General features: G+C 36.1%; 8 protein-coding genes. 3 read left to right on the top strand and 5 right to left on the bottom strand.

Annotated elements, in window-relative coordinates; all coding sequences use genetic code 11:
- Nucleotide 1: 1 nt before the first annotated feature.
- The gene (locus EV197_RS02795; protein ID WP_130285216.1) at nt 2-1,315 is read right to left on the bottom strand and encodes a sensor histidine kinase; all 1,314 of its coding nucleotides are present in this window, start codon (nt 1,313-1,315) and stop codon (nt 2-4) included.
- Nucleotides 1,316-1,525: 210 nt separating this feature from the next.
- Between EV197_RS02795 and EV197_RS02800 the strand changes: the two genes are divergently transcribed.
- Together EV197_RS02800 and EV197_RS02805 are read left to right on the top strand one after the other, a co-directional pair.
- Nucleotides 1,526-2,395, top strand: coding sequence for an ABC transporter ATP-binding protein (locus EV197_RS02800; protein WP_130285217.1), 870 nt, complete (start codon nt 1,526-1,528; stop codon nt 2,393-2,395).
- 23 nt (nt 2,396-2,418) lie between these two features.
- The gene (locus EV197_RS02805) at nt 2,419-5,991 is read left to right on the top strand and encodes an ABC transporter permease/M1 family aminopeptidase (protein WP_130285218.1); all 3,573 of its coding nucleotides are present in this window, start codon (nt 2,419-2,421) and stop codon (nt 5,989-5,991) included.
- 67 nt (nt 5,992-6,058) lie between these two features.
- Here EV197_RS02805 and EV197_RS02810 read toward each other — a convergent pair whose 3' ends face one another.
- Nucleotides 6,059-6,334 (bottom strand): F0F1 ATP synthase subunit delta/epsilon, encoded by a 276-nt coding sequence (locus EV197_RS02810; protein WP_130285219.1) that lies wholly within the window; start codon nt 6,332-6,334, stop codon nt 6,059-6,061.
- Nucleotides 6,335-6,382: 48 nt separating this feature from the next.
- On the bottom strand, nt 6,383-7,891 hold the full coding sequence (gene atpD / locus EV197_RS02815) for a F0F1 ATP synthase subunit beta (RefSeq protein WP_130285220.1): 1,509 nt from the start codon (nt 7,889-7,891) through the stop codon (nt 6,383-6,385).
- Between the two features lie 268 nt (nt 7,892-8,159).
- Here atpD and EV197_RS02820 point away from each other — a divergent pair, with 268 nt between their 5' ends.
- The gene (locus EV197_RS02820) at nt 8,160-9,431 is read left to right on the top strand and encodes a sterol desaturase family protein (RefSeq protein ID WP_130285221.1); all 1,272 of its coding nucleotides are present in this window, start codon (nt 8,160-8,162) and stop codon (nt 9,429-9,431) included.
- 55 nt (nt 9,432-9,486) lie between these two features.
- On the opposite strand, the gene EV197_RS02825 is transcribed toward EV197_RS02820, so the two are convergent.
- Both EV197_RS02825 and EV197_RS02830 read right to left on the bottom strand, forming a co-directional pair.
- Entirely contained in the window at nt 9,487-11,061 is a 1,575-nt protein-coding gene (locus EV197_RS02825) for an SGNH/GDSL hydrolase family protein (RefSeq protein WP_130285222.1), read from the bottom strand.
- 20 nt (nt 11,062-11,081) lie between these two features.
- Nucleotides 11,082-13,862 carry a TonB-dependent receptor gene (locus tag EV197_RS02830; RefSeq protein WP_130285223.1) on the bottom strand — a complete coding sequence of 927 codons (2,781 nt, stop codon included), beginning with the start codon at nt 13,860-13,862 and terminating at the stop codon, nt 11,082-11,084.
- Nucleotides 13,863-13,918 lie beyond the last annotated feature (56 nt).

Genomic DNA, 13,918 nt, shown 5'->3' on the forward strand with positions numbered 1-13,918 from the left:
TTTAGTCTACTTCTAATTCTAATCGCGCAGTAAAAATAGCATTTTCATGATCTATTTGTAATAGATAATTAGAGCCATAAATAATATCTAAACGTTTTTTGAGGTTTAGTAGCCCAATTCCTTTTTGGGTTGTAAACCCTGCAGGATCATAGTTATTGGTAATCGTAAATATAGCTTTATTTTCTTTGACGATTAGTTCAATGTGTACGTAAGCCTTATCCACTAAGGTGTCTACTCCATGCTTAAAGGCGTTTTCTAAAAGAATTATAAACAATAGCGGGGGAATGTGATAATTGTGTTGATCAATGGATTTTTTGAAGTCTATGTCTGGCTTTTTATGCTGTCGTATTTCTTGGATTTCAATATAATTTTCTAAATATTCAATTTCATCTTCAAGGGGTACCAGGCTTTCTTTGCCTTTGTAGATGACATATCGCATCACCTCTGATAGCTTCAAGATCAAATCAGGTGTTTTATCAGATTTTTGTTTGGCCAATCCATATAGGTTATTTAAAGTATTGAAAAAAAAGTGTGGATTAACTTGTTGTTTTAACAAGCTAAGCTCTGCTTTAGTTTTTTCGGCTTTGAGATTTTTGAACCATTTCCATTGCTCGTATAGCCACAGGATGATAAATAATGGAATAGGAAACAGAAAAGTCAAAAAAAGGTCTAGGCTTTCTGAGTGCGTTCTTTCCTCGAAATAAGAGATAAAAACAGTGAAAAAAATTAAAAGTGAACCATAAATACCGAAGATTAAGAGACGATATTTTTTAAAGAACTTAGGAGCTAGCATATTAACCACAGTTAACCAAAATAGGGTTAAAAGCACAAAGGTAATTGGGTTATCAGGTACCTTCATATAATCATCAACAGTGATCATAGTAACGAATAGCAATACCGCTAATACTAACTTACGGATAAATATTCTTCGCGCTCTAAAGAAAGCCTTTGCTCGCCTACCCATATAGGACTGCATATACCAGGACCATAGCAGAAAACAATTTGTCGCTGCGAATGCAAATAGCGCTGTAGTGGCGAGAATAGTACTACTGAGATATTTAGCAAGCACAAAACCAAATAGTGATAGTAACCAAATGGTCAGTATGAGATAAAATAGAGGTTCTTTTTTATGATAGAGTAGAGCTTTGATTAAAAAAGAACAGAATGTACCCCAGACTAATACCAAAATAATATTAACAATGGTTTGGTTTGGATCTATTTTAATATAACCTACATACTGCAGCAATGGAGTCATTATAAGTATAAAAAGAAACCCATATGTCAGCCAAAGATATTTTAGTATAATTTTTTTCATAGCTCAAAAGTAAACATCCTGTCAAAATCTCCATTATTAATTGTACAAACCAATTAAAAATGGGGACGAACACTTACATTTTTGATACGGATTGAATTGATGGTGTAATGGGTAGGATCTGCCAGTAGAAAGTAACGCTTGTAAATAAAATTGTTTTTACCCGGATGCAGGATATAGGTTTGCTTTAGAATTAAATCTAATCTTATAAAAATGAACACATTACAAATCAATAGTCTTTCTAAAACGTACACCAATGGAGTAAAAGCGTTAGACAATGTTTCGCTAACCATTAGCAATGGCATGTTTGGTCTATTGGGGCCAAATGGTGCAGGCAAGTCTTCTTTAATGCGCACTATTGCGACCTTACAACAGCCTAGTTTCGGAAGCATAATATTTAATAATACTAATACCCTAAAACATCCTGAAGAATTGAGGAAGTACCTTGGATATCTACCTCAGGAATTTGGGGTGTATCCTAAAATTTCCGCATATCAACTTTTGGATCATCTGGCAGTATTAAAAGGTATACTAAGTAAAACCGAGCGTAAAACACAGGTAGAAGCGCTATTAGCTCAGACGAATTTATATCAACATCGAAAAAAAGCCGTGGCTACTTTTTCGGGTGGGATGCGTCAGCGTTTTGGAATTGCACAAGCGTTACTAGGCAACCCTAAGCTTGTTATTGTTGATGAACCCACAGCAGGTCTTGACCCTGAGGAACGCAATCGGTTTTTGAATTTATTAAGTGAAATAGGAGAACATATAATTGTCATTCTATCGACACATATTGTTGAAGATGTTAAAGATCTCTGTTCAAATATGGCAATTATGAATCAAGGAAATATAATTGAACAAGGTGTACCATCGGAATTAACAGCGCAGTTAAAGGGTAGGGTTTGGTATAAGATTATTCAAAAGGATGATTTAGTTCACTATCAATCTGATCTCAAAGTTATTTCGAGTCGTTTATTTTCTGGTAAAACGATGTTACACGTATTGGCTGAAGACAAACCTGAAGCAGGTTTTGAAGAAATTAATCCTGGTTTAGAAGACGTCTATTTTAGCGCGCTACAAGCATAAATCAACCCTTAAAATCTGTAACTATGTTTTTACAATTGTTTAAGTTTGAATGGAGATACCATTTTAAACAACTCTCGTTTTATATATTTTCTACGCTATTTTTCTTCTTGGGTTTTTATATGTCTTTTGCGGGCAGCCTGGGTGAAACCGACTTGGTGAACAGTAATGCTCCTTATCAGATTAGTTTTTTTACTGGAGTTTTTAGTCTAGGAGCTGTATTTGCTATCATGTTTTTTTGCATTCAGGCCATCATCAGAGATCGGAACTGCAATATTGAAGGTATTATTTATAGTTCACCTGTTAAAAAGAGAGAGTTATATTGGAGCCGATTCTTGGGTGCATTTCTGATCAGCTTATTATGCTATAGCCTGATTGTAGTAGGATTTTGCCTTGGAACTTTTTTTACCAAGAACCCAGAAAAAATGGCTGCTTTTGAGCCGTATCATTACTTACATATTTGGAGTATCCTGGTTCTACCTAATTTGTTTATACTTACGGCGATTTTATTTTCTTTAGCGGCACTATCCAGAAAAGCACTTATTGTTTATTTAGGGGCGATTATGGTTTATGCACTGTATTGGGGGTGTTCCATCTTTTTTAACTCGCCCATGCTAGCTCAGGCTGTACCTCCCTCTCCACAGAATATGGAGATTGCTGCATTATTAGATCCTTTTGGCCTCTCTGCATTTTTTGAACAAACGATGTATTGGACTCCGTTTCAAAAAAATAATGAATTACCTGCTTATACTGGGTTTTTGCTGTGGAACAGAATTATTTGGATATGTATTGCAGTTATACTTTTGGTATTGACCTACAAGAATTTTTCTTTTATGAAAGGTTCGGTTAAAGTTAAAAAAGTAAAGAAAATAGACACACCAAATGTTGATAGTATAACATATATTCCTGTATTAACTAGTGTAACATCCAAAAAAGCGAAATGGTTACATTGTATCGCGCTGATAAAATTGGAGCTTGCCTCAATTATAAAAAGTCTACCCTTTATGACCATTCTGCTTTTATGGCTGGTCATTGCAGTAACTGAGATTTATGGTAGTATTGTTGATGGAGGAACTTATCACGAAAGCCTGTTACCTGCCACTTATTTATTAATAGGTTTGATTAGTGAGCCCTTACCGTTTTTAGGACTAATTATTATCATTTTTTATAGTGGCGAATTAGTATGGAAGGAACGAAGCTTTAACTTTCATGAAATTATCGATGCTACGCCTGTAGCTAATGCAATGCTGTTTTTATCGAAGTATGTGGCATTACTTTTACTTCCACTTTTATTGATTGTTGTAGGGATTGTAGTAGCGATAACTTTTCAAATCCTTGGTAATTACCAGGATTTTAAATGGTATCAATACATGGGCATGTTTTATTTTAATGGAACGGAATTATTATTCTATGGAATACTAGCATTATTTATACAATATATAATGCCTAATAAGTATCTGGGCATGGTACTTTCAGGTGTTTTAATTTTTTTGTTGGGTAGTTCATTAAGCAGTATTATTGGCATTGAACATCCATTATTACAATTAGGAAGAACTTTTCTGGTTTCTTATGTGGATATGAATGGTTATGGAAGTTATTTATATCGTTTTCATTGGTCTGCAGTATATTGGATGTCCCTAGCGGGAATATTAGTCTTTTTAGCATATAAATTACTCAGAAGGGGAGAGCACTCAACTTTAAATTCTAAAATAGGCTCCTTTTTTACCGGTTGGAAAAAAGGAGAACGTATCTTTGTCATAGGTTTCTTCTTCTTTTTTATAGGTTCTGGCAGTGTAATATTTTATAATAGTAATGTCACTAATAAGTACATTTCTACCAACGATCAATTGGATTTGGCTGAAGCTTATGAACGCAAATTCAAAAAGTATGATAATTTAAAGGAGTTATATCCTATAGACCTTAAAACTGAAGTTGCGATATACCCAAATCTTAATAAGTATACCGTCAATGCTAACTATATTTTGGAGAATAAGAGTAGTGAGCTGGTAGATAAAATTTTTATTTCTCCCAGGGAACCATTGGATTCGGTAAGTATAGAGGGTGCAATTTTAGTAGCGTCAGACGAACAGTTTGGTACTTTTTTGTTTGAATTAAAAAGCCCACTAGGTCCAGGGGAGCGAATTCATTTTCAATACAATTTGACTGTTGTAAATGATGGATTCGAAACTCGAAAGGATATCGTAAATAATGGCAGCTATATTTTACATTCATCATTTACACCTTCATTAGGATACCGGCCCAGTATGGAGCTCAAAGATCCTTTGGAACGAAAGCGACGAGGCTTGCCTAAACGACCAATCGAAACGGGTGATGAAAAAGAACTGCACGGCAAACCTTATAATCGTATAGGCAAACTTAATTTTGAAACGATAGTGTCCACGAATTCTGATCAAATAGCAATTGCACCAGGTAAACTGATACGAAAGTGGACTCAGAACAATAGAAATTACTATCACTATAAACCGAGGCAGAAAGTGACACCATTACTAGGATATTTCTCTGCTGGTTATAAAGTCCACGAGGACACCTATCGCGGTATTAACATAGAACAATACTATCATCCAGAACATGAAATGAATATAGCGTCTGTAGCTAAAGCCAGCAGACAAACCTTAGAATACTGCATCCAAAATTTCGGATCATACCCTTATGCTCATATTCGGATAGCCGAGATTCCGGCGTACTGGCCATTTGGCGGTCAAGCTCTACCAGGAACGATTAGTATGGTAGAAGATCAATTTTATTTAATTAAGCAATCAAACGCTAGGGTTTTTGATTTAGTAGCGAAACGAACGATACATGAAATTGCACATCAATGGTGGGGGCATATCCTTACTCCCAAAATAACTTATGGTGGTGGTTTTTTTATGGAAGGACTTGCTAAATATACGGAGGCTGTGATTATGGAAAAAAAATATGGAAAAGGAGCGTTATGGAATTTATCTGAGTATTCTAATAATCGTTATTTTACAGAACGATCCTACAGCACTAAGGCAGAACCGCCGGTCTATTTGTCAGATGGAGAATCATATCTTTTATATGGTAAGGATTATACTGTAATGTTGGCTTTAAAAGAGTTAGTTGGCGAAGCTAAAATCAACACGGTTTTAAAGAAAATTGTTGAGCAATATGGTGATAAAGATGAATTTGAAGTCACTACGTTGCATTTTTTAGAAGAGGTATACAGGATTACTCCTAAAAAATATCACGAATTGATAAATGATTGGTTTAAAAAAATCATTACGTATGACTTGAAGGTTAAAAATAGTTTCTATAAAAAGCTTTCCGATGGGCGTTATGGAATTACCTTGGAGGTTGAAACGAAACGGTTTGAAACGATAAATACAGGTGAAGATGTGGAGATCGAAATAAATGAACCAATACAGATTGGGCTTTTTCATAAACACCCTAAGGATGTTGGTGCAGGAGAGGAGGTCTTGCATTTACAAGATTATAATTTCAATACCAACCAATCCAAAATTTATATTGTAGTCGACAGATTACCAAACTACGTTTCTATAGATCCTTATGGAACAAGATTGGATAAAAATCGAGTGGATAATATTAAGAAATTATAAATTCTTATAAATGAAAAATCCCGGTTTGATTAAAACCGGGATTCTTTTATAATTTAAAGCTTTTGAATTAGTCTGCTAATACAATTACTTTATTATCTTTCATTTCAATAGTTCCTGAATTTATAGGAAGCAAGGTAATACCGTTTTCTTTGGTAAACTTACTGGCTACTTCTTCTGCTAAATTCATTTCTCCATATACCTTTACATTTCCTTTACCAAGTAAAGAAATGATAGGAGCGTGGTTATTCAACATTTGAAACTCACCATCAACACCTGGTACTGCAACCGAGGTTACTTCACCGCTAAATAAAACTGCTTCAGGAGTTACTATTTCTAAATACATATGTTACTTTTTTTTAGTATCTAACAAATAATTTTTAGAATACTACTATTATGCTTCCGCTAACATTTTTTCTCCAGCCTCCATAGCTTCTTCTATGGTACCTTTAAGGTTAAATGCTGCTTCTGGTAGGTGATCTAACTCACCATCCATAATCATATTAAATCCTTTGATAGTGTCTTTAATATCAACAAGAACACCAGGGATACCCGTAAATTGTTCTGCTACATGGAATGGCTGAGATAAGAATCGTTGAACACGACGTGCACGTCCTACGGCTAATTTATCTTCTTCTGATAATTCTTCCATACCAAGGATAGCAATGATATCCTGTAATTCTTTATAATGCTGTAGTAACTCTTTTACACGTTGTGCACATTTGTAATGATCATCTCCTAATATGTCAGCAGATAGAATTCTTGAAGTAGAATCTAATGGATCCACCGCTGGATAAATACCAAGCTCAGCAATTTTACGAGATAATACCGTTGTTGCATCTAAGTGCGCAAAAGTAGTTGCAGGTGCAGGGTCAGTTAAGTCATCCGCAGGTACGTAAACCGCCTGTACAGAAGTAATAGATCCTTTTTTGGTAGAAGTAATACGCTCTTGCATCGCACCCATCTCAGTTGCTAATGTAGGCTGATATCCTACCGCAGATGGCATACGCCCAAGAAGTGCAGATACCTCAGATCCTGCTTGTGTAAAACGGAAAATGTTATCCACGAAGAAAAGTACGTCTTTACCTTGTCCATCACCAGCTCCATCACGGAAATATTCTGCAATAGTTAATCCTGATAATGCAACTCGAGCACGTGCTCCTGGCGGTTCATTCATCTGACCAAATACGAAAGTAGCTTTAGAATCTTTCATAGCTTCTTTGTCTACTTTTGATAGATCCCATCCACCTTCTTCCATAGAGTGCATAAAGTCATCACCGTATTTGATAATACCTGACTCTAACATTTCACGAAGTAAGTCATTTCCTTCACGAGTTCTTTCTCCTACTCCTGCGAATACAGAAAGACCACCGTGTCCTTTTGCAATATTGTTAATCAACTCCTGGATCAATACGGTTTTACCAACACCAGCTCCTCCAAATAATCCAATCTTACCTCCTTTTGCATAAGGCTCGATAAGGTCGATTACTTTGATACCAGTAAATAAAACTTCTGTAGAAGTAGATAAGTCTTCGAATTTAGGTGCCTGACGGTGAATTGGAAGACCATTTTTTCCTGCTTTAGGAAGATCATTCATTCCATCAATTGCATCTCCAATTACATTAAATAGACGTCCGTATACATCTTCGCCAATAGGCATTTGAATTGGGGCTCCAGTGGCAACTACCTCCATACCTCTGCTCAATCCATCACTGGAATCCATCGCAATGGTACGAACAGTATCTTCACCAATGTGAGATTGAATCTCAAGCACTAGTTTACTACCGTCTGCTCTATTAATTTCTAATGAATCGTAAATTTTTGGTAATTCAGTACCGGCAGCAAATTCTACATCGATAACCGGACCTACTATTTGAGATACTTTACCCGTAACTTTAGACATTATATTACTATTTAATGTGTTTTATTTTTTATTGTGAAAGAAGCACTCCTCTTAATTGTATTGAATAGCAGCTTTTTTCAGGCTGCAAATATAGTTTTTTAAAATGAAAAAAATAACTCCTTTTCTATTGTTTTTTTTAAGATAGTTTTTACATAGTAATTTAGGCAAGTCAATAAAGGGTAAAAGGCTTTATTTAATTACAGAACAATGTATTATCTCTAAAACTTGTACATCAAATAATTTCCTTAATTTTAGTAAAATTAACGAAATGGAAACATATGCTACTGCTTTAAGTTATGCCATACCTGGTTTTATTGTGCTGATTTTAATTGAATATGGGATTAGTAGGTGGAAGGGGGTATCAGTCAATGAAGGTTTGGATACCATATCAAGTATAAGCTCAGGGATTACTAATACCCTAAAGACATTGGTGGGTTTATCCGTAGTTATACTTAGTTATGAGTGGATGGTAGATCATTTAGCATTATTAGAAATTAAATCTACACCAATGGTATATCTATTGACATTTATTGGATTGGATTTTGCAGGCTATTGGTCACATCGATTTAATCATACGGTTAATCTTTTTTGGAACAGGCATATTATTCACCATAGCAGTGAAGAATTTAACTTAGCCTGTGCGTTACGACAAAACATTTCTGCCATTGTAGCCATTTATTTCTTTTTATATATCCCATTAGCACTTCTAGGAATTCCAGCAGAAGTTGTTGCTCTAGTAGCTCCTATTCATTTTTTTGCTCAGTTTTGGTACCATACGCGCTTGATTGATAAAATGGGATTTTTGGAATATGTCATAGTTACGCCCTCTCATCATAGAGTTCATCATGCTATTAACGATATCTATTTAGATAAAAATTATGCCGAAATTTTCATTGTTTGGGATAAGCTTTTTGGATCTTTTCAAAAAGAGCTTGATGAAGTACCTGCGGTGTATGGCGTAAAAAAACCAGTAAATACTTGGAATCCCTTTTTAATCAATTTTATGCATTTGTGGGGAATACTTAAGGATGCCTGGCGAACAAAAAGCCTTAAGGATAAATTGAAGATTTGGTTTATGCCTACAGGTTGGAGACCAGATGATGTTGCAGTCCTATATCCGATTCAATTAATTGAAGATCCATATGCTAGGGTAAAGTATACAGGTAATCGTTCTTATCTACTTAAAATATGGAGCTGGTTTCAATTAGTGATTACCATATTGCTAATGTATCATCTATTGATTAGTATAGCTGATCTTGGTTTTATTGATGTAGTAAACTACACACTCTTCTTGGCTATTTCAATTTTTGCCTATACTTCTTTAATGGATGGACATATTTTTTCATTGTATGCGGAGTTTATTAAATTGAGTTTTGGGCTTTATGTTGTTATTGATGCAGGGTGGTTTGGACTGGAAGAATTCTTTGGGTTTGCAAACACCGTAATGATCATTTACTTGCTTTCATCATTTATAATAACAGTTTACTTTCAGTGGGTAGCACCAAGAATGTTACTTAATGCTAAAAAAGTAGGTGCATAAAAAAACTCCTTTTCAATCTAATGAAAAGGAGTTTTTATGTCTTTAAATGGTTGATCTATTCAATCAAACCAGCTGAATATGTAGTATTGTAGGCTGATACATCTACTAAATTCCCTGAAGCTTCAAAGTTAGAGCCGTATGTAGCGTCAATAGCTTTAAGCATTTCATTGGCGATTAACGCATACCCTCTTGATGTTGGATGCACACCATCTAAGGAAAATGCACCACCAGTAACGAGGTTTGATGTTAATACCAAGTTATTTGTTGCGATACCTGTTGCTGCTAACTGATCTAATAAAGCGTTGGCATCTAATAGCGCAAAACCATTTGCTGTTGCGGCTGCTTCTATTACGCCATTATAGGCGATAGTTGCAGTTTCAATATCACTTTGCTCTTCAGGTGTTAATACCCATCTGTCTGCAAGGGGTATTGCTACACCATTTATGGTTCGTGGATCCCCTTCGACTGCTTCCGTACCAATAAAACTCGAAGCTGGTAATACTAATAAGTCTTCAGCAGTAGCTTGTCTCATATTAGTTAATGCCGGATTGATGGCAGTAAGGTCAGTTAAATCTTCATCAAGAATCACTACTGCGTTTCCTGCTCCTGCACTAAAGCTAATGGTTCTTCTTGCAATTTCTGCATCAGCTTCCTCTTGTGTAAGCGCCCCTTGCCCTACTAAAAAAGCAAAAGCCTGTACAATTCCACCATTATATGCAGCGTATGCACCATTAACAGCATCTGCTGTTGCTTGATCTAATGGTACTGGGTTGTGAGGAACCGTGGTAAAATGCGGTATAGCCGTTACATTTGGAATATTCGCTAAAATACCCTGTAAGCCGTCTATGTTAGCTGTTAACGACCCTATGATTGTTTGGTAAGTAGCTTCAAAACCTACACCAGCAGGTCCATCAATTGGTGTTATTGGGTTAGTACCATCACCACCAGATAGTGCATATCCTAATACATCATTGTTACCAATCCATAGTGAAATAAAGGATGGTTGCTGTGCAATAGCATCTGCTACAACGCTTGTACTAGCGCTACTAGCCATCCTTACGAAATAAGGATTAGCTGTTGCTGGACTTGCAAAAATACCATTTAAATCTCCATATCCAGGAGCTAGTAAATGAAAGCTTTTTGCACCTGGTACACCTAAGTTATTAAAGGGTCCTGTAGGATTATTCAATACGATATCCGTTGTTGAAACTGCAGCGGGATTTAATAGAGGTAGTGGAACAGGTCTAGGACTAGGACCACTTAGATCCAAAGCTAATCTTGCGCCAAAACCAGGTAGTTGATTTCCTCCGGCTAACAAACCACCAACGTTATCATTCATTAGGGGTTGTGTAAAACTACCTCCATTTCCTAAAGCAGCAAATTGCTGAGCCAATATTGCAGGCGTAGAATTTTCTTGAGAAATTTTATAAAGAGCGCCGTCAGCAAAACCAGCTGTTAACGAGTTTCCTAATGATACATAGGTGGAAAAATCAGCGCTTCCTTGCGTGAAAACTTCAAGCTCTACAGGCTCTTGTTGTCCTCTAGATCTTAAGTCTTCCAAAGTATCGTTCTCACAGGAAATAAATCCTATGGCAAGAAGAGACAATGTTATGTATTTAAGTTTTTTCATGATAATTTTTAATTTCTATTTTACAAGTTGTTAATTGTCCACGATAAAAAGTACTGAGAACCAATAAATCCAGTTCCAAACGCAGTAAAGTATTCATCTTGTAGTAAGTTGGTCGCACCTAACTTAAATGTAGACTTCAAACTAGGAATAGTATAGTTAAGCTGTGCATCAACTACGTGATAAGCAGGAACTTCACCATCTCCAAAAGAGGCTTCCCAGAAGAAGTTATCACTCCATCTCCAAGAAGTGTTAAATCCAAAGTTTTTAAATAAATCAGTTTTACCGAACGAAACTTTTACCTTATGTTCTGGTGTGTTAAACTGAGTTCTAAAATCTGGATTTTGAGTTACATCAAAGTCTAATCTTGCCCAAGTATAGTTAGCATCAAGATCAAAACCATTTAATATTTTGGTAGACAAAGAAATAGCTGCACCATACGAGTTAATATCTAAGTCTGAATTGGTATAGGTTTGATACGCTTGGAAATCACCGTTAGCAAGTGCACCAAAAGCCTGTGGATCTGAATCAACCTGACCATTTCCATCAGCATCAACACTACCATATAGAGGAGCTATAACCGTTTCGTTAGCTAAAAAGTCTTGATACTTATTGTAATATGCAGAAGCATCAATGATAACTTTGTTTACTTTACCACGATATCCAACCTCTACGGAAGTTACCTGTTCTGGTTGTGCTAAAGAAGAGTTTCCTACTTCTAGGTCATTTGGATTACCTGACTCAGCAAATGCTTGAACAGAACTTGCTAAATAAGAATTGAAATAAGCAGCTTCACCAGTTTGCGTTATCTGAGATGGTTGCCCTTGGCTTTGCCCATCATTACTCACAGGATATGTTCTGGAATAACGACCGGGGTTGTCAAAAGCACTACCTACTAATACCGCTCTACCAACATCTAAACCAATGTAAAGATCTTGAGTGGTTGGATTTCTAAATCCTGTTTGGAAAGAGGCTCTAAAGTTATGGTTATCATTTAAGGTAAAACCTGCAGATAGTCTTGGAGAGAAAAATCCATCAAACAACTCAGACTTGTCATATCGAATTGATCCTGTAAGTTTTAATTCTAAACTACTGCTTAACTCTAATTGCTTTTGAGCTTGTGTATACACCCCAAACTCTGAATAGTCGATAGGGCCATCCGTATCTGTATAAATGGTACCGAAAGAATTAAGCTCATATCGCCTTGCAGAACCACCTACTTGTATTTCTACAGCATCCCAAAGATGACTAAAGTTATAATTAGCATCTGCGTGATAAATTTTAGAATTATCAGCAAATCGAGATCCAGTTGAAAGGTCTGGGTTACTTGTTATTCTATTAAAAGCCTCTTCAAATTCTGGCGTACCTGGTAGGTAACGACCAGTGTCTGCTGCAGCTCTTGCAGCATCGTGTTTTTGCTGAGTTGTCAGGCCTTGTGGGTTACCCGTCAATTCTATAGTAGCATAGGTTGCGATATAATCTCCAAACCACTCTTGGTCACTTTTCCAATCGCGGTTAATGTTGATTCCAGTGAAAACCATATCGTAAGAATCTCCTGACTTATCTTCAGTAACATAACCTCTTACAAAAAAGTTGTTGTTCTTAATTTCTAATTTATGTTGCTGTAAAAAGAAGTTTTTAATATTGTAACGGTTTGCACCTTGATAAATGGTGTTACCAGTACCTACTTTTCCAACGTATTGAATTTCGAAATCTGTAGCCCACGGACGGAAGTATAATCCCCAATCTGCTTTAACACTTTCGGCGTTGTAGTTGGTCAAATTTACTTCATCATATCCTGTTCTACTAACCTCTACATCTGGTATAATCGCTAAACCAGAAGCATCTCTTATGTTGGTAGAAACTTCATCTCCGTAAACATTAATACCATCATAATCGGTGGCAGCTCTAGTCAACCCTCTATTAAATTTATCTTCTCGGTTTGTTGCAAACCAATCAGTACCTTTTAAATACCCGAAATTAACTTTGGCTGCAAACTTATCACTGAATTTATGGGCTATACGAATACCAAAATCCTTATATTCATTATCACCAGCAGCTTCTTGAGAGGTTACTCCTCCTTTAATATAAGCACTTATACCTTGGTGGTCAAAAGGAGTCTTACTTCGCATAAATAAAATTCCGTTAAAAGCATTTGCTCCATATAGAGCTGATGCAGCTCCTGGAAGAATTTCTACACTTTGAACATCCGTTTCAACCATTCCTAAAAGGTTACCTAAAGGGAAGTTCAGTGCAGGAGCAGAGTTGTCCATACCATCAACAAGCTGCATAAACCTTGTGTTAGCAAAGCTGGCAAAACCTCTCGTGTTTATGGACTTAAACGTTAAACTGTTCGTATTAATATCAACTCCTTTTAAATTTTCCAAACCACCATAAAAATCTGCAGATGGTGTATTTTTTACTTGTTTTATCCCGAATCGCTCCACTGTAACTGGTGATTCAAAGATTCTTTCTGGTGTTCGAGAAGCCGATACGACAACTTCATCCAGTTCCGTACCTTCCTTAAGAACAACATTTACTTCTTGTCCACTAGAAGTGATTTCTACCGTTTGTGAATCGAAACCAACAACACTTATATTAATAGTAAATGGTGGCTTAATATCGGTAGTTAGTGTAAAAAGCCCATCAAAATCTGTTACTGTTCCGACGGCTTGACCTTGAACCGCAATGTTTACTCCAGGAATAGGAACATTACTTTGGTCTGTTACTTTACCGGTAACGGTTGTTTGCGCAGTAGCGATAGTTGACGCAAGAAGAACTATCACCAACAAAATTTTTTTCATACCCCTTATATTTTTAAAGTTACGACACCAATATACGGTTTTTTATTAATTCCTTA

Origin of the sequence: Aquimarina brevivitae (assembly GCF_004216895.1) — a bacterium.
GTDB classification, from domain to species: Bacteria; Bacteroidota; Bacteroidia; order Flavobacteriales; family Flavobacteriaceae; genus Aquimarina; species Aquimarina brevivitae.